The organism is Laceyella tengchongensis (assembly GCF_900182735.1).
Lineage (GTDB): Bacteria > Bacillota > Bacilli > Thermoactinomycetales > Thermoactinomycetaceae > Laceyella > Laceyella tengchongensis.
This window is the reverse complement of the sequence record NZ_FXTU01000005.1, coordinates 232285-255733: the sequence shown is the minus strand read 5'-3', so window position 1 is coordinate 255733 and position 23449 is coordinate 232285. Positions and strand designations below refer to the sequence as shown.

29 protein-coding genes are annotated in these 23449 nt (G+C 51.5%); all 29 read right to left on the bottom strand.

The genetic code is table 11. The features are described from left to right. Positions 1-163: 163 nt before the first annotated feature. The 29 genes from QQZ12_RS12235 to QQZ12_RS12095 all read right to left on the bottom strand — a co-directional run bounded on the left by QQZ12_RS12235 (position 164) and on the right by QQZ12_RS12095 (position 23382). On the bottom strand, positions 164-598 hold the full coding sequence (locus tag QQZ12_RS12235; protein ID WP_102993552.1) for a DUF350 domain-containing protein: 435 nt from the start codon (positions 596-598) through the stop codon (positions 164-166). Further along, positions 599-1861 carry a glutathionylspermidine synthase family protein gene (locus QQZ12_RS12230; RefSeq protein ID WP_102993553.1) on the bottom strand — a complete coding sequence of 421 codons (1263 nt, stop codon included), beginning with the start codon at positions 1859-1861 and terminating at the stop codon, positions 599-601. It abuts the gene before it with no gap. Between the two features lies 1 nt (position 1862). After that, on the bottom strand, positions 1863-2147 hold the full coding sequence (locus QQZ12_RS12225; protein ID WP_102993554.1) for a hypothetical protein: 285 nt from the start codon (positions 2145-2147) through the stop codon (positions 1863-1865). 8 nt (positions 2148-2155) lie between these two features. Then, positions 2156-2611: a hypothetical protein gene (locus tag QQZ12_RS12220; RefSeq protein ID WP_102993555.1), complete on the bottom strand. Its 456-nt coding sequence runs from the start codon at positions 2609-2611 to the stop codon at positions 2156-2158. A 115-nt stretch (positions 2612-2726) separates the two neighbouring features. Next, positions 2727-3389, bottom strand: a complete 663-nt coding sequence (locus QQZ12_RS12215; protein ID WP_284724487.1) for a TerC family protein — start codon at positions 3387-3389, stop codon at positions 2727-2729. Between the two features lie 501 nt (positions 3390-3890). Continuing rightward, entirely contained in the window at positions 3891-4091 is a 201-nt protein-coding gene (locus tag QQZ12_RS12210; RefSeq protein ID WP_284724484.1) for a hypothetical protein, read from the bottom strand. Between the two features lie 34 nt (positions 4092-4125). Continuing rightward, positions 4126-4935, bottom strand: coding sequence for an HK97 family phage prohead protease (locus QQZ12_RS12205; protein WP_284724483.1), 810 nt, complete (start codon positions 4933-4935; stop codon positions 4126-4128). A 43-nt stretch (positions 4936-4978) separates the two neighbouring features. Further along, positions 4979-6046 carry a phage major capsid protein gene (locus tag QQZ12_RS12200; protein ID WP_284724482.1) on the bottom strand — a complete coding sequence of 356 codons (1068 nt, stop codon included), beginning with the start codon at positions 6044-6046 and terminating at the stop codon, positions 4979-4981. Positions 6047-6210: 164 nt separating this feature from the next. Beyond that, complete coding sequence (locus QQZ12_RS12195; RefSeq protein WP_284724481.1) at positions 6211-6912, bottom strand: peptidoglycan recognition protein family protein; 702 nt, start codon at positions 6910-6912, stop codon at positions 6211-6213. Positions 6913-6977: 65 nt separating this feature from the next. After that, positions 6978-7397, bottom strand: coding sequence for a phage holin family protein (locus QQZ12_RS12190; protein ID WP_284724486.1), 420 nt, complete (start codon positions 7395-7397; stop codon positions 6978-6980). A 143-nt stretch (positions 7398-7540) separates the two neighbouring features. Continuing rightward, the gene (locus QQZ12_RS12185) at positions 7541-10051 is read right to left on the bottom strand and encodes a glycosyl hydrolase family 18 protein (RefSeq protein WP_284724480.1); all 2511 of its coding nucleotides are present in this window, start codon (positions 10049-10051) and stop codon (positions 7541-7543) included. After that, the gene (locus tag QQZ12_RS12180) at positions 10048-10689 is read right to left on the bottom strand and encodes a hypothetical protein (protein WP_102993561.1); all 642 of its coding nucleotides are present in this window, start codon (positions 10687-10689) and stop codon (positions 10048-10050) included. Before QQZ12_RS12180 ends, QQZ12_RS12185 begins: the two co-directional genes overlap by 4 nt. Before the next feature lie 5 nt (positions 10690-10694). After that, entirely contained in the window at positions 10695-10889 is a 195-nt protein-coding gene (locus QQZ12_RS12175; protein WP_102993562.1) for a hypothetical protein, read from the bottom strand. A 55-nt stretch (positions 10890-10944) separates the two neighbouring features. Beyond that, entirely contained in the window at positions 10945-12414 is a 1470-nt protein-coding gene (locus QQZ12_RS12170; RefSeq protein WP_102993563.1) for a phage tail spike protein, read from the bottom strand. 36 nt (positions 12415-12450) lie between these two features. Beyond that, entirely contained in the window at positions 12451-13491 is a 1041-nt protein-coding gene (locus tag QQZ12_RS12165; RefSeq protein WP_284724479.1) for a hypothetical protein, read from the bottom strand. Between the two features lie 73 nt (positions 13492-13564). Further along, complete coding sequence (locus QQZ12_RS12160) at positions 13565-14326, bottom strand: distal tail protein Dit (protein ID WP_284724478.1); 762 nt, start codon at positions 14324-14326, stop codon at positions 13565-13567. Next, positions 14326-16059 carry a phage tail protein gene (locus QQZ12_RS12155; RefSeq protein ID WP_102993566.1) on the bottom strand — a complete coding sequence of 578 codons (1734 nt, stop codon included), beginning with the start codon at positions 16057-16059 and terminating at the stop codon, positions 14326-14328. Before QQZ12_RS12155 ends, QQZ12_RS12160 begins: the two co-directional genes overlap by 1 nt. A 20-nt stretch (positions 16060-16079) precedes the next feature. Next, on the bottom strand, positions 16080-16268 hold the full coding sequence (locus QQZ12_RS12150) for a hypothetical protein (RefSeq protein ID WP_154987680.1): 189 nt from the start codon (positions 16266-16268) through the stop codon (positions 16080-16082). Between the two features lie 125 nt (positions 16269-16393). Beyond that, entirely contained in the window at positions 16394-16792 is a 399-nt protein-coding gene (locus QQZ12_RS12145) for a GTA-gp10 family protein (protein WP_102993568.1), read from the bottom strand. A 120-nt stretch (positions 16793-16912) separates the two neighbouring features. Then, positions 16913-17305, bottom strand: coding sequence for a phage tail tube protein (locus tag QQZ12_RS12140; RefSeq protein ID WP_102993569.1), 393 nt, complete (start codon positions 17303-17305; stop codon positions 16913-16915). A 52-nt stretch (positions 17306-17357) separates the two neighbouring features. Then, positions 17358-17843: a hypothetical protein gene (locus tag QQZ12_RS12135; protein WP_102993570.1), complete on the bottom strand. Its 486-nt coding sequence runs from the start codon at positions 17841-17843 to the stop codon at positions 17358-17360. Between the two features lie 74 nt (positions 17844-17917). Then, complete coding sequence (locus QQZ12_RS12130; RefSeq protein ID WP_102993571.1) at positions 17918-18520, bottom strand: hypothetical protein; 603 nt, start codon at positions 18518-18520, stop codon at positions 17918-17920. A gap of 170 nt (positions 18521-18690) precedes the next feature. Then, positions 18691-19095 (bottom strand): hypothetical protein, encoded by a 405-nt coding sequence (locus QQZ12_RS12125; RefSeq protein ID WP_284724477.1) that lies wholly within the window; start codon positions 19093-19095, stop codon positions 18691-18693. Between the two features lie 13 nt (positions 19096-19108). Beyond that, on the bottom strand, positions 19109-19438 hold the full coding sequence (locus QQZ12_RS12120; RefSeq protein WP_022737474.1) for a hypothetical protein: 330 nt from the start codon (positions 19436-19438) through the stop codon (positions 19109-19111). Further along, positions 19435-19902, bottom strand: coding sequence for a head-tail connector protein (locus QQZ12_RS12115; protein ID WP_189318919.1), 468 nt, complete (start codon positions 19900-19902; stop codon positions 19435-19437). Before QQZ12_RS12115 ends, QQZ12_RS12120 begins: the two co-directional genes overlap by 4 nt. 2 nt (positions 19903-19904) lie before the next feature. Continuing rightward, positions 19905-20273, bottom strand: a complete 369-nt coding sequence (locus QQZ12_RS12110) for a hypothetical protein (RefSeq protein ID WP_102993574.1) — start codon at positions 20271-20273, stop codon at positions 19905-19907. 240 nt (positions 20274-20513) lie between these two features. Further along, on the bottom strand, positions 20514-20993 hold the full coding sequence (locus QQZ12_RS12105; RefSeq protein ID WP_284724476.1) for a hypothetical protein: 480 nt from the start codon (positions 20991-20993) through the stop codon (positions 20514-20516). A gap of 112 nt (positions 20994-21105) precedes the next feature. Beyond that, positions 21106-21585, bottom strand: coding sequence for a hypothetical protein (locus tag QQZ12_RS12100; RefSeq protein ID WP_102993576.1), 480 nt, complete (start codon positions 21583-21585; stop codon positions 21106-21108). A gap of 27 nt (positions 21586-21612) precedes the next feature. Next, the gene (locus QQZ12_RS12095) at positions 21613-23382 is read right to left on the bottom strand and encodes an HNH endonuclease (RefSeq protein ID WP_284724475.1); all 1770 of its coding nucleotides are present in this window, start codon (positions 23380-23382) and stop codon (positions 21613-21615) included. Positions 23383-23449: the final 67 nt, after the last annotated feature.

Genomic DNA, 23449 nt, shown 5'->3' with positions numbered 1-23449 from the left:
CTAAACATAGAAAAAACTCCTTATAGATTGTTTTTTATTGATTCGACAAAAAAGGCTGCTGACCCTGCCTTTCAAGGCAGTTTGTCAGCAGCCTCGCATGGATCTTTTGATCCATGCCTTCGTTTGTTCTCATAGGGGACCGGAGCCAACAATCTCTCGCCCCTTAATAACTGATCAACGCGGCCATCACCAAACCCACGCCAACGCTCAAGCGCGATGCGAAAATGGCGACGGGCACATTCCCCTTAGGGATCTCTTTGACCACACTAAACGGGGCCAGTAAGTTAAACAAGTAGAACATGATAATTTGAAACACGATCCCCACGGAACCCCAGATCAATAAGTCGACCACGCTCACCGAGTGGAATATCGCCGAAGCCACCACCAACATCAATCCGAGCATCTTGCCGCTCAGATCATGAGCTGCTGCCGTCGCCGCATTTTTTTTGGCGGGATCATCTGTGTTCGCGCCCTGCCGAATCAATTCCACTTCCTTGTAAGGTGTCGCCCATAAGAAGGCGATAAACCCCACAATGACCAGCGGGATCGTCACGGCCAAGTATAATGCAAAATTCTGGAATAAAGCTAGTTGACTCATCTATTTTCCCCTCTCTCCCATTAGACCGACTGGCAAATAATAGGAGCGGTCGCCGGTGATGTGCTTGTCCACCCTCGCGACAATCGCCGAGGCTTGACCACCGATCAAAAACGAGCTCCACAACAACTCCCCAGTAAACGGACCACGCCATGTCTCCACTTCCACTCGCTCCATCTCAGCCAATTCTTGATAAATCATCATCTGCTCCCAATACAACGTTTCCTTGTCATGGGCGATGATCGCGCCATTGCGGTCATACAGGGTGACGGCTCCGCCTTCCCGACCGAAAATCGGCTTCCGCACATATGCCCGCTGGCCATGAAACGGATTATCCATATAGGTGGGCAACATGTAGCGTTGAATGCACGCCCGTTCCTCCGCGGTGTAAAACAACTGTGAGTCGCTCAAGTTCCATATCAGCGCTTGCATGGCTTTGGTTTGCGACAGCAACGCCTGGGGTGGATTGATTAACGCCAAGTGCTTGTCGGCAACCAATCGCAACAAATGTTTTCCTGTCGGATATCCATGTTCATCCTCGTCATCGGCCAGAATCTCCAACGCATGTAGCCGATACAACACATCCACCGGGGCAAACCCGCTCTCATCGGGCGCATACAGGCGACTCCCCTTGACCGCCAGCTCCGACAGCGGGACGAATGCGGCTTCCAACCCGGATTCCCGAAGCAAATACTTGGTTGTCCCCGCGTCTTCCTCGTGCCAGTCCAACGCGCTGAACACCACCCGTTCGATGGCGTAACCGCTCTGCCGGTATCGTTCCACGAGTTCTTGGAAAACCGGGCGGAAACGGCGGTGTTCGCCTTGGTTGGGATCAGTGGCGCCAAAGGCCTTACACACCAATCCGTTTACATAAAAAGCTTCCACGATACATGTGGGAGTGTCACTGTTAAATTCGAGCATCTTCAATCCTTGCGGCGTATGGGCAAAGTCAAAACGACCGATGGCGGTGGGTGCCGACGAATTGAGGGGCAAGCGTACAGCTCCCCACGCCGCTTCCGGGATACCTAGCTCCCTTAACAGGGCATCAGCCCCTTCCTGAACGATGCGAGCCGTTTTTGCGAAAATCTGGCCTAAGCGCTCTGTGGCAAACGCCAGCTCTTGGCGAAACGCTTCGCTAATGGGATGGACAGTAGCCAATGCATATTCAGATTGATCATCTTTATCCCAATCCCATGTGAAAATTCCGGCTTCCCGAATCGGAGCATAAATTTCCGTCCGCCGCCGCGCATAATCGTCACGTCGCATCTTATCCGCTGGAGCCTCCCGATTTCCGGCCAATCCCTTTTTTGAAATCGACGTCGTTCTCGGTAACCAAGCGGCTATCCGGTTTGATGTAGGCGAAGCGCTTCCCTTTTTTTACCACATAATTGTCTGGATCATAGTAGCTACCATCATCGTCGCAACGCCGATCCCGATTGTCGTCAAAACACAGCTCGATATCTTCATCGCCGCACCCGGCCAAGGGCACGGCAACCATCGCAGCGGCAAACAACTTCACCAACCGTTGGCTTTTCCCTTGTTGCTCTCCCATTTTTCCCCTCACTCTTCCGTTGTTGGCTTGGCGTAAATCACATACACTTTTCGGTTTTCATCCACTTCCGTCGATGTCTTCTCCCATTCTTGATCGCCAATCATCAGATAATCACCCAATAAGTGCAATAACGCTTCTTGCGGATCATAGAAACGAAGCCGGTGAACCAAGGGATAATCGTCCATCCCCTCGCGGAAATGGCGCACCTCCATACAGATCCCTACCCAGTCTGGCATGAAGACGGGACCGGATGGGGCTTCATCCTCATCGGGGCTTTCAATGACATATATCACATACAGATCCCCTTCAATCGCGGTGGATGTTTTCTCGTAGACGCGGGTTCCCTTGACCAAGTAGTCGCAAGCAAACCGCATCAACACTTCCCCATTCGACAAGGACGAATAACCGAAAAGGCTGGGAAACCCCTGTTTTTCATCACACAGCCGATATTCCAATCTGACCATGGCGCTCCCCCAACTTTCCTTCCATTCTCACATCTGACTCGGTTTGCACGCCAGCAATGGTCCTTTTATCAGCGGACAGGCGCGCAACTTTGACATACAGCTAGGTTCGATACCTTTAGCTTTGCGCGCCCGCTTTGCTCTGTCTTTGTTTGAACCAGCGACCAAGCAAGAGCACCGCGGCAATCAGCAAAATGATGAATCCGTATTTGATAGAGGGTTCTTCGAAGTACGCTTTGATCAACTTCTCATCGACAATCATTTTGGCGGCGGTAAACGCCAAAACTCCCGAACCAATATATATGATCCATGGGTATTTGTCCATCAGCTTGAGGAAGACGGTGCTACCCCAGACCACGATCGGCACGCTGATGATCAGTCCTAGCATGACCAGTAAAAAGTCGCCATGAGCCGCGCCCGCAACTGCCAACACATTGTCCAAGCCCATTACCGCATCGGCGATGATGATTGTGCGGATCGCCGCCCACATGCTATCTGCGGCTTTTACATCATGATCTTTCTCCTCAATCAACAGCTTAAACGCAATCCAAGTTAAAATAATCCCGCCGATCAAAAGCAAACCAGGTATTTTCAGCAACCAGACGACCGCCAGTGTCGCCAATACCCGGATCACAACCGCCCCAAGCGTCCCCCAGATAATCACTTGTTTTTGTTTGTCCTTGGGCAAATTGCGTGCGGCCAACCCGATCACAATCGCATTATCACCCGCCAACACCAAGTCAATGATCACAATTGATAGCAACGCTGTAAAAAATTCCATCATGTTTGATCATACACCCCCGAAAATAGTATCCTTCCACATTGGCAAAATACACAAAAAGACCTTTACTTTTCCAAACTCAAAATCACGCTTGGAAAAGTAAAGGTCTTGCCAACAACGGTTACGTTGCCAACAAAGCCGGGGCATATGCCCGTAATGACGACTTTGCTGTAACAGCTACTCCCCTTTATTCAAAACGAGAAAGTATTCCATTAGCGAACTACCCTTCTATCATAGTCAACGGCTTATTCTCCGTCAATGGATAGAGCTGACAATGTTTCCAGAACCCATGATGAATTTCGTAAGTTTCAATTCTTTTTTCACATAATAACATACTTACGCCACAAAGTCGCCTATTATGTAACGGCAAGCGAAAAATGGGACGCATATGAGAAGAACGATGAGAAAATAAAAAAGCTCCCGTAAACCGGGAGCTGGTTGGCATAAAGCCCGCGCTGATGCCTGTGCCTGTGTTCCTGAAAACCCTAAGCCATCGACGTTTTATTTAGATTTATTTCGTTTGAGCGTCCCCGGCTCGGGAGCCATTTGATTGATCATGCATACATTCACACCCGCGCCATTCACCTTGACCGCGCGGCTCCAGTTCAAAGCACGGTAAGCGATATTCTTGGCGTAGGTGTTTACATCAAACTTTTCGCTCACCGGTTCTTCCAACTCGACAGTCAACACAATCTTATTCATGGTGATTCCTCCCTTTTTCTGCTGGGACGCCGCCTTATCCCCCTCTGAAGGCACAAGGGGAGTCCACTTCGACAGACACCCCTGTCCGTTTGGCGTAGTGCTCGATCACACGCAGGCGCTGGTTCAACTCCCCCATCTCCCCCTCCAGCTCAAACGCGCAAGACGCGCGGTTTTGTTCTTTCATGCCAAACAGATAATGAAGGAACCGTCCGGTGTTGGCTCCTGTCACAAATACGCGCATGCGCAGCGGCTCGCTGGCGGAGAATGAAGAGAGTTGCCGGCGCACGTTACCCGCTTCCGGAATCAGCAGGGATTTAAATGCAATGGGCGTTCCGTACTCCAAAACGGAGTCCGCGTCGGCGCCCCATGCGTTTCGAGCTCCCTTCTGCACTTGAAAGGCAGCATGCGGGTTGGCGGGGACACTGACGACGCTGATTTCCACCAAATCGATTTTTTCAATGAGATGGCGATGAGGAGCCAATTGCCGGCGGTGAAAATAACCACCAATGGAAAACGATCTTAACGTGCCTTGCTCGATTTGTTTTCGAATCCCCTCAAGGTGGGGGTCCGGGGATCGGTTCACTTGGGCTATGACATACAATCCACGGTGATCCAGATGCGCTTCTAGCACTTGGCCAATCGGTTTTTTATGGTCATGATAAGCCAGTAGGATCGGATTTTTCATGTATTGTTCTATGCTGTCGTCAAACGCTTTCGGATCGATCGTATCCCCATGGCGGTCTCGCTCATGAAAGGTACTGGCATACCCCTCCAGCAGAAGCGCGCCTTCTTCGGCGTCCTTGAATTTACGGATGCGATGAATGACGGGAAATGGTCGACTCATGGGAACCTCCTTTCCAAAAGGAAGCGTGGGGCCACATCCGGCCTCACGCTTTCTTCAACAGTGCCTTGACGACCCCATCAGCAAACCCACCGCTCTTGTGCGGATAGGCGATGGCGGTGCGCACCGTCGCTTCAATCTTGTTTTTGTCACCCTCCAGCGGAAAGACCCGTATCGTTACATTTCGGCGCTGGGACAGCAAGACCGACGCCCGGTTCGCCAAGATGATCGGATAAGTGGTGGTCGTTCCATCGACAGCGTCTAACGTGGTGAGTGGCGCAACGCTCATACCGTAAAATTTGCCCAGCTCCCCGCTGATGATCGTGGCGCTTGGGCCGTACATGTCTTGTGTCTTCACTTCCCCGGCCTGAACCAAATTCCAATACAATTCAGGATGGAGATACATGGCGATGTTGGCCGGGTCCAAATTGTACGGGGCTCCCATCGCCGATAACAAACTCATCACAGTTTGCGTAGCGTTAGCCGGGGTCAAGCTCCCTCCTGGCACGGCAGCGGTCTTGTCGGCAGCGTTGGCTAGCAAGCCATGGGTGGCATCATCTAGGAACAGCATTTTCTCTTCCGCCCGCATCAGATTGATCGCCAGTTGGTTTTTCAGAAACGCCATCATTTCCGGAATGTTTTCCTCTTCAAATTCGGTTGTCGCTTCCGCCGTAATCATCAGTTTGCGGTGGTTGAAAACAACCTTGCCGTAGTTGTCGCTCACCGGCTGGGACGCCACCGTCTCTCCTTCCGATCCGATCAGCGAAGCGGTAAAATCATTGGCCACTACCGGCAGCTCAAACGGGTCCTTGGGAGCGTTAAAGATTTGATGGTAATTGCGCACTTTGGACTGCTGGCGGATTTTGTCTATGATCTGCGCGCCCAGCGATTCCGGCTCCCACTGTGTCTCCGGCAATTCCCCAGCCGCTTTCGCCTCGATCATTTTCAGATCGGACAGGGAGATTTCCTCACTGTAGCTTTTGCAGTGGAGAATCGCGTCCAGCAATTGCTCATCCGCAGGGGATAAAGCTGCGTACTTGCCCGAACTAATGTGGATCCGTGGGGTTCCTCCGGCGTAATAACTACGGGTGCTTCCAAATGGATAAGTAGACATCTCGCTCACTCCTTAAATGATGTTGGTGGCCTGCAATGCGCAGACCCTGCTTAAACGGATATAAACAACACGGTTAAATTTATATAAATATTCTCCTATACGTTTATTTTACAACGGGTCAAACGCCCGGGGTAGAGACAATCCCTTCACACCCTTGGCTCCGCTTATGGGAACAACGCCCCCCATGTTTGCGGGCCGACGATGCCATCCACAGCCAGACCGCGGGTCTTTTGGAAGGCCTGCACTGCGCGTTTGGTCACCGGACCATAGATTCCATCCGCCGGCACACCCAATCTCTCTTGAACTTTTTTGATATCATCCCCCCGCATCATCGGGCGGGTAACCTTCAACAAACGGCGCAGGCCACTTCCCGTTGCCGGCGACGCAGAACCGCCTTGTCTCACCCGGGCGATGAATGATGGCCATTGCTTAAGAAGATTTGCCGGACAATTTTTTCCGGACCAGTGCTTATGGGGAACCACCCGGCTGACTGGAATCTTGTACTTATTCATGAGCATTCTGACAAGCCTGATGGCATTTTCTTGTGCACGGACAAAATCCCCATCAGCGTTCACGCAGATTTCGATACCGATGGATTTTCGGTTGCCGGGGCCATTCCTCCCGTCCCCGGCATGCCACGCCACCTGGTTTTCCGGAATGTGTTGGATGATCCGTTTGTCGTCAACGGTAAAATGCCATGACGCGGTTCGGGTATTCCCTCTTGCCAACAGGCGGGCGTGGGCTTGTGCATCCGCCCCTTTGGCGGTATTAGCCGTTTCATGGATCGTGATGTACTCCGGTTTCATGGTGATGCGGGGGCGGATATGTCGATGGGCCACCGGAATCCATTGTTGTTGAATGTTCATCGTTCCAACCTCCATTTCACTAGGCATCCCCTAATCGTGGGGTTGGTGTTCGTCACCATGGATGCCTATTGTTTCTTGTCCGTTTTTTCATGCAACACCTGAATCGCCTTTTCAATGGGGCCTGGAAGTTGCAAGCCCATCCGGCCTGCGTTTTCGGTAATACTCAAGCATTCATTGGCAGCATAAAAAAAGACCGCCCCATCCCGGAGCAAGTCTTCAGTCCCCAACAACACATCCAGCAGATGGCACATGGCGATCACCCAGATCATGCCAAATTTCCGCAAAATGCCTTTGCTACCGATCTGACTAGAAAGCTTCTTCTCATAAAATCCGGCCAGCAGGCCCGTCACAAAGTCAATGCACACCAAAATGCCCAACACGATCAATCCCGTGGACCATCCTCCAAAAATATAAGAGGCTACGGCACCCGTCATCGCGACCGTTGCTTTGATCGTCACACTCTCCTGCGCCAATTGTTTGATCATCTCTTTCACATCGCACCACCTTTTTTCGTCTATTCACTACCCACAATCCACCCGACAGTGGGCATGGCGGAAAATGATGCTTTCTCGTTGTCCATCAGCGGTTGTTTCCCTTGCCGCATAACCGGGACTTCGCCTCTTTGCCTTTAACCATCCACTTGATCCACAAGCATGTGCCAAAGTTGCGGGTCTTCCTGCCCCACGGACCATAACCCGATGCCACGAGCCTTGAACTCATATGCGGCGATGTCCCCCTGCCGCAAAATGGTCTCGGCGAAGGGGAACACGGCGATGCTAAATCCGTCGGCATCCCCCAAATAAATGCGGGACAGCCAGATCCCCTGATCCCTCATCCGGACTTTCACCGGATAATCTCCTTCTGTCAAAGTGAACGGAGCGGAGTGGAGATAATCCCAGTCCTTGATAATCAGCTTGTCCATCCCGTCTGGCGGTTCCAGGCGGGTGTCCAGCTCGTCGCCGCTTTCCAAATAAAAAAAGCCCCACTTCTCATCCCATGTGATCCCTGACCGAGGAATGCGGCCCAACGTCTGCTCCGTCCCATCGGGCAGGATGATATCCATCGCTTCTTGCGGGTAATGCCAGTGGGAATCAGCCCCGACTAGCAAATCGCAGGACATAGCAACATCTGATTGCACCCCCCACGCGCCAGCTCCCACTTCCTCGGCCAAGGTGTGGCGGATGACCGGAATATCATTGAGGAGGCAGACCACTTCCCGTCCCCGCACTTTCATCCGCAATCGGTAATAGGTGTTGAGGGCAAGGGGTCCACCTGGCCATTGGGTTGCTAGGCGCGTGCCTCCCTGATGCAATTCATATCGGCCGCCTTTGTAGTTCATATTGAGGCAAAACCAGAGGTCTTTAAACAGCACCCCTGCCATTCCCTCTTCCTCCACGCGCAGGTTGGCATCCACCGTGACATTGGTGAAACGGGAGGTGTTGAGCGTGAATTTGCCGGAGCCGGACACCCAGGTATACTGGCGGGGGGCGGGGTCATTTTTGTCTTTGTTCACCTTCCACGCACCCGAATGGATGATGTATTTATCGGAAGGCAGCTGATCTTGCCAATCACGAAAATCATCATAAAAGATGAGCGCTGGTTCTGGCGGCCGCCTGACCGCCTCCAAGGTCAGCTTAAACTTGTTTTCATAAGGCCAGGCCGCCATCCCATTCCGGTCGCGGAATTTGCGGGGCATCAGCGTAAAGGTGGCTTCCCCCGCTTCACGGCTTTCCTGGAATTGCCGGCATACGCGAAAGCCGTAGAAGATGGTGCCATACTGACTTCCTTCTCCCAACACTTCAAACACATGCTCTCCCGGCGTCAATGTCAACCGAGCCACCTTGGTCCAATGCACTTGGCGATGATAAGGGTAATGTTGGGGCACTTCACCGATCACCTGGGGAATCCCGTCGATTTTCACCACCAACTTCTGTTGATCAAACCACGGATACTCCACTTGCGCTACGACATCATAGGCTCCCTCCTCAGGAACATAAAATGTCCATTTGGCATAGCCTTCCGTTTCCCCGGCGGTGGGCTTGCGCGGAGACACGTAGGCGCCGGTTCGGATCATGGCACCCTGTACCACATCCGCGTCGTCCACTGTCTGGTCAGACACTGTCCCATCAAAGGAAACGACTTGATCCTTGCCGTAAGCGGTCAAAAAGGAGCGATCCCCAAACCTGCCATTGTTCAAGCTTGTCGTATCAGCGTCTTCACCAGCATCCACATAATCATAGATGTGCAAGAAGAGTTGGTGCACGGCATCCTGCTCGTCAAAATACGAGAAAAAAGGGATATAGGCTTGCGTTTCAGCCCCGCCCCGGTAAGAGTCGGTATGCGAAAGCTCCCCGATCATCCACCGCAAAAAATCGGGAAATCCGCCCCCGAAACCGCGATAAGGCTGCGAAGCCGTTTTCGGGTATTTGCTGATCTCCCAGCGGTAACCGTATGCCGCCACCCCCATGTAAACCTGCATGGGATCAAACGCGCTGACAGCGTAACGGATCACGCTCCGCTGCCAATCCAACGGCGCAGTAGAGCCTGGCGCCGAGCCAGCCCACGCAAATCCATAAGTCATGATCTGCGCTGTGTCGCAACGGTCTTTTAACCGCCCATAGTCACACCACTTCTCAGGTCCGATGGTTTCATGCGCCGCAACCATCGGCGGTAGATCGAGATGGAGAAACCGGTTGGCCGTGCGGCTTTTTATTTCGGCAAACAAGCGGTCGTACAGCTGGTAGATGTTGTCCACTTGGTCATTGGGCAACCGCTCAAAGTCGGCATCTAGGCCATCCACCCACGAATATTGGTTTAGGATGCGGTGAACTTCCTGAATGAACCGATCCTGCGCCCCCTGGTGATTGGACACCACCGGATTGATTCTGGATGGCACCCCGTCGTTCTTAACCGTCAACAACCAGCGGATGTGCGGCCATTTCTCATGAATCTGCCGGGCGCGAGCCATCGCCTTTTCTAGATCGCTGATCGCCTCGGTCAACGAGCCGTCCGCTTGTATGTCAAACCAAAACAGGCAGACAGCAGAAAATTTGTTGCCGAACCGCTCCACCACTTCCAGCTGCTCGCTCGTACGGACCCACGACAAAAACTCCCGGTGGCGTGTTCGCAATGAACTCACAATCGCTCACCCCCTCTTCCCTTCAGCCACATGTCCACCTCACATACCAACTGCCCCGCCCCGCGGCCCGCACCCCGTTCATCGTCCAACTCCACTTGATAGATCCCAAACCCGGCAGGACAAGTGTGGAAATTGCCGCTGTATTCTTGTGTCATCTGCTCGTTGATTTCCACGCGGCGCTTGGTCGCGCTCAACATGACCTGATCGTTGGCGCTGAGCGGAGGCGATACGATCAGTTGCCGTTGCCCGTGTTGATGAGCAAAACGGATTCCTTCCTGTGGCGTATTCCGGGTCAGAGCGAGGTGAAAATCCACGCCACCAGTCACCCGCTTGGCCAGGTCTTTCTCCCTGCTTACCGCTTCCCGATTGGGGACGGCGATCTTCCGTTTCCCGCGAATCACCCCGTTGTAATGCTTGCGGCGGATCACCGTTCCCGCCCCGTCCCGCTCTCTTTGCAAAAACTCTTTGTTAGCGGGAACATAACCAGATGCCGCCCGTCCGATTTGCAGCATCAAATCAGTCAGCCAGGCCGTTCCTTCGCAATCATTCATCACAAAGCGGTAGTCGATTCGGGTCACCTTCCGGTTGGGCGTCACTTGAAAGGTGAAAAAATACCGGGTCCAAAACTCTTTTTTCATCCACATCACCCGTCAAATGACCATTGAATTTCTGAAGCGTGCCCTGTCCATACGGTGGCGATGGAACCGCCTTGCAACATCATATCCGTGATTTGAATCTTGCCAGTCACATCAGAAACGACCAGACGCAGGTCGATCTTTTTCACATTCTTGCCGCTGTTTGACGCAAAACTTTTTTGAAACGGTTGAAATGAAGACATGTTGCTCACCACCTTCGCCTGTCTAAGGGTTTGCGCCACCCGCATCTTGTCTTATTTAGGCCAATGGGAAAAACTTCATCTCCGATTGCCCGTCATCATAATGAAGCACCACTTCGACGCCCACTTTGCCATTCGGCCCTTTTTTGAGATTCTCCGTCGCCGCCTGCATGCTCACGGTGTAGCTGTCCCGGTGGGATGGTTCCACCGTTTGGGTCAGTGTTTTCTCCACACCGAGCTGCCCTTGGCACATGAACGATGCATTCCCCGAATAACCCCGTGTTGCATTAATTTCCCATCCGTTGTTCACCCAGTAGGCAAACCCGTCGTCAGCTCTGGAATTGAGCAGATAGTTAAACACCATCAGTTCCAGCATCTCGGTACGCTCGACAGAATCTTCCGATTGCAGGAACCCCGCTTGCGCGACCCCTTTCAATAAGTCTGTTAAGGTGGGAGCCGCCGATTCCAATTCCAACACGGTGTTCCACGGGGCCAACACATCATACTGCCAACGGGCAATGTGCGTTTTTGCATCCATCCCCAACTCTTCATCATAGACGCGGACGATGTCCCCAATGCGGAAAGCTTCATGTTCCAGTCCAGACAACATGGACAGATCGCTGGCTTTAACCCGGTAAGACAGCCGCGGCTTGCTCAGCTTGTCCAAGATTTCCTGCGCTTTCTCCTTCAATTGATAAGGATTGGTGAAGCGGTCATCTTTAAATGTGCGCGTGCGAATCTGTTGGGAATATTGGAAGTTCTCCACATACTCTTTGCCATCATTGGCGTCTTTGATGGTCAAATTGCCTTTTCCGTATGGGTACAGCCTGGTGATCAGATCGGTCGTATCATAATCAGCCTCAATCTCATCCATGTTCTTGCGGTAGACGATGGCGATACCGGGATCGCGGAATCCGCCCACTTTCACATGATCTACCGTCATTGTCAGCGGGTTGAACCGAATGGAGCCTCCCCATAAGTCGGCCACCTCCCGCAACGCAGTCAAACGGTTGGTCAACCCTTCATCAACGGACATGCTACGCACGGTGCCGATATCGCACCGGCCCACCCGCCACTCTGTGCCCGTAAGGATGTCGCGGATCACTTCATAGGGCGTCGCGTCCGGCCACTGGGTTATAGCCATCGGCTCGGCATATTGCAAGTCATACCAGATGGCCTCGGCGTAGACTTGCGTTTCCCTCTTGCCCGATCCCTTGCGGGAATGATGAACCCGGCGAATCACATACATTCGCTGCCCCAGCTGAATGTAGTTTTCGTTCTCCAAATAAACACGCTTCGCATCCTCATACGGGATGGATAAATCAACCGTCTCTTCGCCGTTGATTTCCTCCGTGATCACCAATTCGGTCAGATGATCCAGCACTGCTAGGCGCCTGCGCTGTTGATCCAATACAAGGATGGGCGTTTGCGCCAGCTTGTGGTACGGTTGCTCATCGGCCGCCAGAGGCTGGTTGTAGATTACTCCGTCCAGATTGTAACGCCCGTTTCCCAACCGGTTATATCTCACTTGTCCCACCCCTTTCAAAAGCACGCTACGCTGCCATCACGGCTTTCTTCTGATCCATGGCGACCCGTAAGCGTTGCGCTCCAGATATTGCGGGCCATTGCCTGCCGCTGGGAATGTCTCCGGAAACGCACCATTGTCAAAGGCAAGCGAATAGCGGATGCCGCCCACGCCCGCCCCTAATCCATTGCTGTTGTTGATATTGTCGGAACCAAGCGGTGGAGCCGACGGCACAGGATTGATACCAGCCGGGCTCAAGCCGTGGAAAGAAAGAGCTGCATTGCAAAAACGACCGATCCAGTAGTTCCCCGCTTGCAACATGACCGGCCCCGTGGTGAACGCAACCTCTTTCCAGCCGGTGGTCGAACAATCCACCGCACCGGTTTGTGCGATCAGCGTGCCCGGATACCCATTGTTATCCGTGTAAACGGCAAACGAAGTTAATCCGCCTGACACGGCAGCCGACACTTGCCCTCCCATCATGTCGCAGATGATGGTTTCATGCGCTACAAATGGAAAGATGTCAATGCTGTTTGCCAGCACCGCCACCCCTGTCGCGTTGTTTTGCGGGGATATGCCGTGGGAGCGGTATGTGCCTGGATAATGCTTCACCAGATAAGCGAGGAAACTGCTTCCTCCGCCACCTCCCCCATTCTGTTCTAACGCTACCACTCTCGCTTCAAGCGCGGCATGCTGGCTATCCACCTGTTCCATCTTGGCGGACTGGTTGGTGATGTGGGTATAATCGGCCGTGATCACATCGCTTGCCTGTTGTTGAACATGGAAAACCACCGCACCATATTCCGCCTGCAACTCATATTCGGATGGGCTGACAATTTGGCCATTCCGTTTGATGACTGGCTCCGGATCATAAAGCCAATTGTTGTCGGGCCCCTCATAGATGCGGTACCTCAAACCCGGATCCGGCATATCCGTGTACGGCAACAGCTGAACACCCGTTTTTGGGGCCGTCTTCATCCCCAAGACGTCTTCCATATTATTAACAGCATGTTGAATCCCATTGAGATGGGCAGAGAGGATTTCCACACTTCCCAGTTTTTTAAAGGGTGTTTTAGCCACTGACTCTCGCCTCCTTTATTCTGATGCAAACACGGTGGAGCGGGATTCCCCCGCCCGCACCCATTTGTATTGGTTAATACCAACAACTGCGGCATGTAATCTTCACCTGGTCCACCGTCGCCGCTCCCAGCGGGCTCACCTGCAACTGGTTCTCCTTACCCGGGAGGGTTAAGGGGAAGATTAGTGAGTCAAAGGCATTGAGCGCGCTTTGTTTGGTGCCATCCGTTTTCAATAGGTAAGCCGTTTTTAGACGGGAATCGATCACCAATCGCTCACCAAATCCAAGCGGTCCTTTATATGTCATCATGCTACCATTCAGTCCCACTTCGAATCCTCCGTCCATCCCGCCGCTTTCCCCAGTGATTTCGATCAACGGTTGCGATGGCGCCGTCCCCTTGCGCTGAAACGACAACATCCCCGATTCGCTAGTAAACACATCATCTTCCACAGCATAAGCCAAGGGATCCGCAGCAAGGAATGTGAGCGTTGCCTGCCCTGTCAGAGCCATCTCCTCCAACTCCGTCTGATCGGTCAGCCGTGCGGTGTAGGCTTTGTCCGGTTCATCATCAAACGTAAGCATTCCCGTCCGGTCGTCGTTTCTGAGCCAAGCGGCCACGGCCCGCACTCGGTCCCGGATTTCCCGCAAGGTTTGCCCCGTCAACAGCACCTCAACAGATATGTGGAGCGCGTCCACCTCATTCCCCATGTCATACACGCCCGCCTTACCGGGGACTTTCACCGTTTTCGCGGCGATTCCGGGAGATATGGGGCGCTTGACATCCAACACCCGCAATCCGTGCTGCTCACTATGAATGCCTGCAAACGTGAACCCCATCATACTCTCCCCCCAAATGATCTCGCTTGGCGCTGGTGAAGTCTCCACAACTCTTGGCTGATCAGGCGGATATCTTGGTCATTTCTGACATGCATCTGCTCCACATTGATCATGAACCCGCTGCCACCGCCCACGCCCGCCATCTTGCTGGTGATCCCCTCTGCCAGAGCGCTGAACGTTTTATTGGACAGGGGCAGAACCGCTTCACTGTACCGTCCTTCCCCGACCACAGCCATGGTGGGGCTGGTCACAATCCCCCCTTTGGCCAAACCTGGCAACGAGAGCGTTGGCAACTTGGCACCAGTCAAACTGTTGATCTTGGACACGACACTGTTAAACCCATTGATAAATGGGCGTACAATATCCAACGCTTTGTTGATCCACTTTTTAATGCTGCCAAAAATCCCTTCCCAGATGGACGACGCTTTGGACTTCAAGCTTTCCCATGCGCCGGTGATCGCGGATGTGACCCCGTTCCAGATCGAGCTGGCCATATTCTTCACGCCGTTCCAGATGTTAGACAGCCAACCTTTGACAGTGTTCCAAACGGACATCGTGATCGATTTTATCCGATCCCACACGGATGTGATCGTCGACACCAACCGATTCCATATCGGGGCGAAGAACCCGACAATCGCATTCCACACCGAGGACAGGAATGAGCTAATGGCGTTCCAAACAAGGATGACGCCTTCTTTCACTTTGTTCCAAATGGACGTAAATGTGTTCAGCACCCAATTGAGATAGCCGGTGAACAGATTGACGATTGCTTGCCAGATCGTCGTAAAGAACGCCACAATCCCATTCCACACCGATTTGACTGTGTCGTCGATCAATGCCCAGATCTCTTGGAAAAACACCACCAAGAGCCAGAACGGGAGCGTGAGTACCGTGAGGATCGTCGTGCCCCACTCCTGGAAAAACGAGATAATGCCATTCCAGATGGTCGTGGTAAACGCGACGATTTGATCCCAGTAAGTGACGATCAAGCCGACCAACCACCCGATCGGCCCGGTGATCACCGCCAGGATGGTCATCCCCCATTCCGAGAAAAACGTGGTGATGCCGTTCCAAATCGTTTTAATGGTTTCTACGATGCCGTTAAAAATAGTCGTCGCACCCGTCCACAGCCAATTCCAGGCCGCTTGTAACCATCCCGACACCGTGTCCCAGTTCTGCCAGATTAGATACGCCACCGCCGCCACCGCCGCCCCGGCCACCATCCAGGGCAACAAAGGAGCCATCGCGCTCCAAGCAGCGATAGCCATTGCTTTCAGTGAGGCGGTCAATCCGATGAATGAGGGAATCAACGCCCCCAAGATGGCCCCCGCAACCGCAACGATGGCCACCTTCGTCTCTTGAGAAAAGGTCTTCTCAAATCCTTCCACCACGCCAAACTTGGACATGTTTGCCACCAGCCGCTCAATCGCCCCCGCAATGGTTTCCAGGGCGGGGCCGATGGTTTTATCAATTGTGAATTGGCTCAACTTGCCAAATGCCTCACTCAGTTGCTCTCCTTGGGTGGAAGCGGAAACCATCGAGCCGACTACGCCCAAAGCACCCGATTTGATCGAGCTGAACAGGTTCTTTGACGACTTCTTGGCTGCTTCCAGATTAAGCATCATGTTGCGGGTGCTCTGTGTGACTTGTTGGGTCGCCATCGCCAATTGCTGTCCGAGCTGGCTGAAGTCCGCAGTCACTTGAATATACGCTTGTCCCAACTGCTGTGCCATCGAATGCCTCCTTTCTCAGTCTATGGTTCAGAAGAAGAACGCACCGGAATCACGTCCGGGCCGATCTTCTTCACGATCTCGTCAAACCGCCGTCGCCGTTCCGCTTCAGAAAGCACCGGCCCACTTCGCTTCGCCCTGGCGAGCGGTTTGTATAAATCAGTCGGTTTAATCCGCTTTTTGGAGTGGGGCTGTATCGTCGCAGCGGTCATTGCCGCCCAAAACTGGCGAAGCTGATCCTGCCGCCAAAAGTAGCCCTCATACAACTCCCGCAGTTCGGCCGGAGTAAGTCGCCAAAACTCATCATGCGACAGGCCAATGCAAATCGCATCCCGCCTTATTTGATGCCAGTCCCAGACATCGGCTCCGTCGGCGGTGCTACTTTTTTTTGACCGGTCTTTTTTTGCGCTTCCAGCTCCCTGATCTGCTCCTCCGTCATCATCGACGTGGCGAACGCTTCGCCAACGGCCATGAAAATTTCATTCATGTCCCCTTGTGACATCACTTCTCCCGCCTCGGTCAAGGACAGCCCATGGTGCTTCAGCAACCCGGCCCAAGCCAGGGCCCGCATGAACTTGATGGAGATGCGAGACGTGTCCTGCATCTGTTCACTGATTTTGGGCACAGTCAATCCTGTCGCTTCTTCCAGTTCCGCCAAGGCGTTGAAATCAAAATGGACGGTGTAGGTTTGTCCGCCGGCGACAAATGAGCGTTGGCCTTTCACTTTGTTTGCCATCATCACATCATCCTTTTCATCGTAATAAGCCGGACGAACCCGCTGTTTCCTTTAAAACGGATTGGCCCGGCCAGGTGTTATCTCCGCATCCCACAACCGAATCACACAGCGGCCCGTTCGTCAGACCGCCGGCGTCCACTCGCCATTCATCTTAAGCTCCACCGAGATCGTGGAGACATCATCATCGGGAAATTCCGTAGACATGGATTCGATCAGACATTCTACATCTTCCACATTGACCCCGTTTTCCTGGCGGCGCACCATGATGGCCGTCCGGTTTTTAAAGGCGTTCTTCAGGGCCAGATAACCGGCATCGTCCTTCACATATAACCCCTCCAGCGAGATGCTGCCTTCCTTTTTGCCGTACACATATTGTTGAGTCGTCAGCCCTTTATGGCCCGCTTCAATCAGGTTTACCAACTCCTCGATGGATAGTCCGGTCTGTTCCCCCACCGCGATCCAGTTGGTTCCTTCTTTCACCATGAGCAATACCGTGCTTCCGTTGGTTGCCATCTTTCATTCCCCCCGAGTTTTGTCTTGTTGTAAACTGTACCCGCGCATCGGTTTAATCGGTAACCGAGCCAGAAACCTCGCTGTCCACGATGGTTGGCGGCTCAGTTGCGAATGTACCGTTTGCTTTCAACTCCACGGAAACGGTGGAAACATCATCGTCTGGGTACTCGAAGCTGATGCTCTCCACCACCACTTCCGCGTATTCAACGTCAGAAGTGGACGTTCCATCAAACACAGCCCGCTTGACATACGCTTTCTTCCTGTTCTTGTAGCTGTTTTGTAGCACGAGCAATCCCTTTTGGTCTTTATCGGTCGGCGTGAATGCCAAGGCCTCGATGGAAAGGGTGGCTTCCCCTTTGCCGTACACATACTGCTGATTGGCGACGGTCTTATGCCCCGCTTCAACCAAGTTGACGGATTGCTCTTGGGATAACGAGGTCTGTTCACCAACCAGGATGTATTTGTCGGTGAATTGACCCTCTCCATCATGGTCTTTGTCATATACGAAAATCAAAACAGAACGCCCATTCATGCCCATATCCATTCCTCCCCAAAATAAAAAACGCATCCCGCAAGGAGAGCGTCTTCAGCATGTTGGCAATGCAGCCTGAACTACTTGAATTCTTGGATGGTGAACTGGAGCGTGACAACCATCACGTCGATTTTCTGCGTCAGCAACTTGGCTTGTTCACCGGGAATGTAAATCGGGCCGTTGCAGGTCACCATGACGGATTGCCACTTGGTATAGTTGAGTGGATCATCCGGATCAGGGATCACCAGCGGCTGACGGTGAAAGAGTTCATACACCCTTTCAGCGATGGCTTCTACCTCTTTAAATGTGCCGTCTGGTGTGGCGTTGTCCAAATCCTGACGATAAAAACAGCGGATATCTTTGGTAATCGTCCGCGCCTTTTTCGTTTTGCTGGACGCCGCGCTATCTGACGTGTCGGTGACATGGCCGGTGGTTACGATAAACCCCCTTAAATCCCGGTATTCGGGATGACTTGACGTAATCTCCGAAAAGTCCAGCTCATACGTGTAGATCGCTGGGCTCAGGTTGGAAACCCATTTGCCCTCAGACGGGTCCCAATACGTTCCCCCGGCCCCTATCCAAGAGAGCAAGCCATTCTTGTTGGGGACGCCATTGGTGTAGGTACCCACCAACTTGGTGTCCCCTTTGAGCTTGTTGTAAACGGCATCCGTGATTACGCTCACTGTTATCACCCCCTTTCCCAGGCCCCGTGGTTGTCTTTAGGGCGTGTCTGGTGAATCAAGTTGGTAGGGAAGAAGCGGCGAAAAAACCTTTTCTCGAGGAGCGCCGATGCATAAGTGAAGCGAATGAGAAAATGGTTTTGGAGCCGCTGGCCTATTCAGACATGCTCTCGTCAGATCTTTTTGCCGATCAAAATGTTAGCGATTTGCTTCCCCTCTTCGCTGAGCGTCGGCCGCAGATAAGGACGGGGCGCTTGTTTCACATGTCTCCCGGCGGAGTCCGTTCCCACAAACCCAAATTCCAGCCGAAGCGCGTACGGAGTGTCGGCTGACAAATACCCATGCACGACTCCCTTTTTTACTTCCACGCCCGACTTGATCGACCGGATCAGTTGTCCTGTCACCTTCTTGGGAGATTCCCTCGCTTTCGAGGGGCTCGCCCCACTTGCGTTAGAACGACTCAGCCTTTTTTTGCACTTAGCGGCGGCGTGGTCCATAGCCGCCTCCATCCGTTCCCGCAATTGGTTTTGCACCATCTCTTCATACGATTTGATGTTGATGTCAACCCGGATCGGCATCTCGCTCCCCCCCCTATACCTGCCCCAAATAGGTGCATGTAAAGCGGTACTCCTCCCGCTTGGCATCCACATTGATCACGGCTTTAATCAAATAATTGTGCTTGTCGTCAATCCGCAAAATATTGCCGGCCACCGGTTCAAATTGGGTTTGCGGGTCAGGCCCAAATGAAAAATAACGGCTCCGAATCTCATAAATGGTATCCTGCCACCGCACATAGCCGTCCCCTTCCTCTTTCCAGTTCAGGGTACGAATCTCACACCAATAATGGCCCGGATGGCGCAACTGGCTATCCGCAGTGAGGACCACCATCTTATGGCGGAGCTTTCCAGCGTTCACACTCATCGCACTCCGCCCCGATTCTCATAAAGATACGCAACCAACTCCAAGCATTCATGCTTTAAATCCATAGGAATCATAGGGATGTCCATGGACGGAGGCGGATTTTGGAAATCGGTCCAATATCCTGCTTTATAGGAAACGGAGATGTTGTCCACACCTGCGGGCCAGGCTCCATGCAAAATACCGGTGTGCTTCTCCACCCGATAAGCGCTAGGAGGCACCTCCGCCCCATTCACCGTGACCGACGAGATGGATACAACAGGATAGGCGCGGAGAAACAACTTGCCATCCCCCGTACCACTGTGCGTTTCGACCGTTTCCCGGTACGTGAGGCCCCGGCCGTGCTTCTGCTCCACTTCGGCCGTCGCGGCCGCGATCAAGTGCTGGAGAACCTTATCTTCTAATTGGGACATCAAATCTAATTTCAAATATTCCTTCACTTCTTGCAGAGTGACAAGCGCTGGCATCTTCATGCACCTCCTTGCGAATCGATTTCCATCAGAAGATAGACATCAAATTGAAAGTCGGCCGACACATTGGTTAAAGACACTTTGATGAAATTGGCCCCCAGTTGGTCTTTGCGCACAAAAATCTCTGATTGTGGGATCAGAGCCAAGTTCTCCGTCTGGCCACAAATGAATTGTTCATTGTAATAAACAATCGGAGTGTTCTGAGCCGGATCGACAGTGGATTGGGAAATGGACGCCGCATATCGCCCTCCTTCTTTGGGCCCGATCAACAACCGCAACCGGCTCGCGTGTCGCACATCGATCCAGTCGGTGTAAACTGTCTCCCCCTGCTCAGCGGTCAACGTAAATTTGGTCAGCGTCTCAGCCATGAAAATTCACCTCCAGCGGAAAAAGATAGGCGCAACCCTCCGCTCTTGCGGAGAACTGCGCCATGTGGTGCCAATCCATCGCGCCCCGCCACACCCATAAGCAGCTTTAGCGGGGCGCAAGGCCATTTATCCTTGTACTAAGAATAACACGTTGCCCGGGTTTCGTGTTCCCAACAATGCTTCACAATGGATTCGCAGGAGGGTCAGCGGAGGGTCATCTCCGAACCGCTCAATCAAGGGCTACACGATGACATTTCCCGCTTGCAGATGGTAATACCCTTTTTCTAAGTATTGATGAAACGCCATCAAGCAAGGGAATGCAAACGATTGGCCGCCCACCTCCCGCAACCACACCCCCAACCAGTGCGCAAATAGCTGTAACAATGCGGCCATACAGCCGTTGCCATCACCGCCTCCCATTTTCTCTGCCATATTCATGCCGAAGTCAACATTCACCGATGTCAGCGGCCCATACGCCGGGCGATTGCCTACAAAACAGAGCGGCACATCGCCCAAGTGCTTATCTTTAGGCCGGACATCAACCACACATCCGAAATCGTGCGCTTTTCCATGGAAAAAAATCACTCTCGTTTCCACCGCATACCGATGGGTGATAAGCCTTTTCAACACAGCATCTACCTTATCTTGTTGCGCGGCGAGTGCGGCACAGACAGCTGCTTGCTCGTTTGCGGACAAGACACCGCCCACAAGTAGGCTCACACCAACTCCCCCTCTCCCTTAGCATCAACGCCCTGGCAAAAGAAAAAACCAGCCCTGTCGAGCTGGCTGTCCGGCATTATGGCCTTTCTCCTTGCGTGCCATCTTAAGAAAATCAAATACGTTCTCTTGTACCCGTGGATAAATCATAGTAATACGGCTCATCCCCTTGAAAACACATGCAGATGGGATATGGAAAAGCATCATACCCTTCCACCTCTTTGATTCGCTTGCCCAGCCATTTGACCAACAGCTTCTCTCCAACCAAAAGATATGCATCCAACAGATCTTCTTCTAACAGCGCGTCAACATCGAAGTCATCACCGAAATAAAAGGATCCTCCGGCCACGCCTTCCACACGGATGATATCCGTACCCCGATCTTCTTCAAACAGCGGTGCCCGATCAAAAGGAGCGGTGTGGGGATACGCATCAAAACCGATCCCATACTTATCTGTCACCGTTTCCAACATGACTAGCTGGGTTTCTTCTACATAAGGGAAAGTGAAAATCTGTTTGATCGCCTGGATGATCGCTTCCCGTTCTTTTTCAAATATATCCAAGATCTTATATTGGTCTTCTGTAGGAACTCTCATTCTTCATGACCTCCCATAATATTAAGGTTATCTGACTTGAACCGTTGTCTCTTCATCATCATCGTGTCTGTTTCCGTAATATATCGCTTCTCCTCCTGTGTGAGGCACATTGGTATGGATATTGGAAGGTAGCAATAACATTCGCCCCAACTCTTCGTGATGGTGCCACGTAAACCCAAAATACTCGTTTCCCTTTTCCACCCAACTTATAAAAATGCTTTCAACATCTTGCTTCAGTTTATCACGAGCCACAATTTCCTTGTATAATTCAGGGCAGGGCTCTCCGCGTATGACCTTATTAATGTACGCTTCCAGAACATTGCTCTGGATGTGAGGCAGATGTTGTTGCAACGTGTTCTTTATGCCCGAATTATCAAAAAATGCCCTGTATTTTCTGCATAATCTGTTTTTTGACCCTCCGTATTTGATCGTGTTCAACGCAAGATCTAATAATTTGGCCCTATATTTTTGATCACGATCCAATTTATCCCTGACCATGATATTTAGAATATGAAACTGTCTTTTTTCAGGAATTTGGTAATGTCTGACTGCAAGCTGAAATTCGTCAAATTTAAATGGAGTGAAGTCAGGGAATTTATTCACTTTCACATTAAATTCCTTATATCCTGTTTCGTCATTCCCTATGACAACTTTTTTCGTTTTTCCATAATACTCCCTTCCTGTAAGGGAAATTTTCTCTCCTTTATAGTTAATGACCTCGTATGCGCCATTTGCATTTTTCTTGTCACTTACTTGGCCTGCGTTTTTGTGAATTTTGGGATATTTATTACCTTCCGCCCATCGCTTTGCCACATCTGCCCTTATTCCCCATTTGATCAACAGTTTTCTTAATTGATCTATTTCCGCATCTGTTGCCGGTGTAAACTCTCTATATGGTGATTCTATGCCTACTGGCATAATAAAACATGCGCAATTGGCATGAATAGGTGGAGCAAGCACATTTTCTTTGATATTCATCACTTTATCGTCAATTTGGATGATTTCTCCCTTTTTGGCAAACAGTTCTCCTACTTTTTTATTCTCTTCACTCATTCGGCGGCAAAAGGGGCAGCTGCGACTATGGTCTTCTAAAACCCACATTTTTTCTTCAATCCCCGCTTGCCTCATGGCATCTTCAGCAGCCAAGTTAGATATTTTGACCATTTCATAGTTGATGGTTTTCTCATCTTTTTTGGCATCGTCAATAAATTTAAGTATTTCATCCCGTAGTGTTATCAGATTTTCAGCACGGTTATAAAACTCTTTTATTTTATTTTTGTATTTTTCCATTACATATGCAGCGAATTGCTCAGACAATGACTCTAATTCATTGTCAACAAAGTGCTCCTTATTATAAGCCTCATCTGAAGCGATAACCGTTTCGGTCATGCGAGAACCTGCTTCCTCAACTAATTTAGCCATCACCTCCCTATGTGTTTCCATGATTTCTTTTTCCAAATCTGAATACATATTTTCAACATATTCATAAAAACGTTTTTTTTCCCCTCTCGCAAAAGGTCGATTGGTAGGCTGACTATTCACATTTGTTCTCCACTTTTGCAATATCTCTTTAAATTGATTTGAAAAATCGATTTGGTATTTAGATTGCAACGCGCTCAATTGATCATAAAAAATACCAAAAATCGGATCAGTCTGAGCCTTTACTTCATATGACATGAAAGTTAAAAGCTCAAAATAGTATTTGTGGCCAAATAAAGAATCGGGTGGCAATCCCAACCCGATCCGTGCTTCATTTAATGTGATTTGATTTCTTTTGAACGCTTTAATGATGTTCATCCCATTTCCCCCTTGGAAAAATGAAAAAGGCGCTTTTAACCAAGCGCCTAAGGGACTTTTCAAGTTC

What these genes read in the sequence shown, in the direction of transcription:
- QQZ12_RS12210 (WP_284724484.1), bottom strand. Translation starts at nt 4,091, where the DNA reads ATGAATAAGATTGTGTTGACTGTCGAGTTGGAAGAACCGGTGAGCGAA.
- QQZ12_RS12195 (WP_284724481.1), bottom strand. Translation starts at nt 6,912, where the DNA reads ATGAACATTCAACAACAATGGATTCCGGTGGCCCATCGACATATCCGC.
- QQZ12_RS12125 (WP_284724477.1), bottom strand. Translation starts at nt 19,095, where the DNA reads ATGCCGATCCGGGTTGACATCAACATCAAATCGTATGAAGAGATGGTG.
- QQZ12_RS12140 (WP_102993569.1), bottom strand. Translation starts at nt 17,305, where the DNA reads ATGGCAACCAACGGAAGCACGGTATTGCTCATGGTGAAAGAAGGAACC.
- QQZ12_RS12155 (WP_102993566.1), bottom strand. Translation starts at nt 16,059, where the DNA reads ATGGCACAGCAGTTGGGACAAGCGTATATTCAAGTGACTGCGGACTTC.
- QQZ12_RS12120 (WP_022737474.1), bottom strand. Translation starts at nt 19,438, where the DNA reads ATGAGTGTGAACGCTGGAAAGCTCCGCCATAAGATGGTGGTCCTCACT.
- QQZ12_RS12225 (WP_102993554.1), bottom strand. Translation starts at nt 2,147, where the DNA reads ATGGGAGAGCAACAAGGGAAAAGCCAACGGTTGGTGAAGTTGTTTGCC.
- QQZ12_RS12205 (WP_284724483.1), bottom strand. Translation starts at nt 4,935, where the DNA reads ATGAGTCGACCATTTCCCGTCATTCATCGCATCCGTAAATTCAAGGAC.
- QQZ12_RS12190 (WP_284724486.1), bottom strand. Translation starts at nt 7,397, where the DNA reads ATGATCAAACAATTGGCGCAGGAGAGTGTGACGATCAAAGCAACGGTC.
- QQZ12_RS12115 (WP_189318919.1), bottom strand. Translation starts at nt 19,902, where the DNA reads ATGCCAGCGCTTGTCACTCTGCAAGAAGTGAAGGAATATTTGAAATTA.
- QQZ12_RS12110 (WP_102993574.1), bottom strand. Translation starts at nt 20,273, where the DNA reads ATGGCTGAGACGCTGACCAAATTTACGTTGACCGCTGAGCAGGGGGAG.
- QQZ12_RS12135 (WP_102993570.1), bottom strand. Translation starts at nt 17,843, where the DNA reads ATGGGCATGAATGGGCGTTCTGTTTTGATTTTCGTATATGACAAAGAC.
- QQZ12_RS12180 (WP_102993561.1), bottom strand. Translation starts at nt 10,689, where the DNA reads ATGAAAAAAGAGTTTTGGACCCGGTATTTTTTCACCTTTCAAGTGACG.
- QQZ12_RS12160 (WP_284724478.1), bottom strand. Translation starts at nt 14,326, where the DNA reads ATGGGGTTCACGTTTGCAGGCATTCATAGTGAGCAGCACGGATTGCGG.
- QQZ12_RS12175 (WP_102993562.1), bottom strand. Translation starts at nt 10,889, where the DNA reads ATGTCTTCATTTCAACCGTTTCAAAAAAGTTTTGCGTCAAACAGCGGC.
- QQZ12_RS12215 (WP_284724487.1), bottom strand. Translation starts at nt 3,389, where the DNA reads ATGGAATTTTTTACAGCGTTGCTATCAATTGTGATCATTGACTTGGTG.
- QQZ12_RS12220 (WP_102993555.1), bottom strand. Translation starts at nt 2,611, where the DNA reads ATGGTCAGATTGGAATATCGGCTGTGTGATGAAAAACAGGGGTTTCCC.
- QQZ12_RS12200 (WP_284724482.1), bottom strand. Translation starts at nt 6,046, where the DNA reads ATGTCTACTTATCCATTTGGAAGCACCCGTAGTTATTACGCCGGAGGA.
- QQZ12_RS12150 (WP_154987680.1), bottom strand. Translation starts at nt 16,268, where the DNA reads ATGACCGCTGCGACGATACAGCCCCACTCCAAAAAGCGGATTAAACCG.
- QQZ12_RS12095 (WP_284724475.1), bottom strand. Translation starts at nt 23,382, where the DNA reads ATGAACATCATTAAAGCGTTCAAAAGAAATCAAATCACATTAAATGAA.
- QQZ12_RS12100 (WP_102993576.1), bottom strand. Translation starts at nt 21,585, where the DNA reads ATGAGAGTTCCTACAGAAGACCAATATAAGATCTTGGATATATTTGAA.
- QQZ12_RS12145 (WP_102993568.1), bottom strand. Translation starts at nt 16,792, where the DNA reads ATGGCAAACAAAGTGAAAGGCCAACGCTCATTTGTCGCCGGCGGACAA.
- QQZ12_RS12230 (WP_102993553.1), bottom strand. Translation starts at nt 1,861, where the DNA reads ATGCGACGTGACGATTATGCGCGGCGGCGGACGGAAATTTATGCTCCG.
- QQZ12_RS12235 (WP_102993552.1), bottom strand. Translation starts at nt 598, where the DNA reads ATGAGTCAACTAGCTTTATTCCAGAATTTTGCATTATACTTGGCCGTG.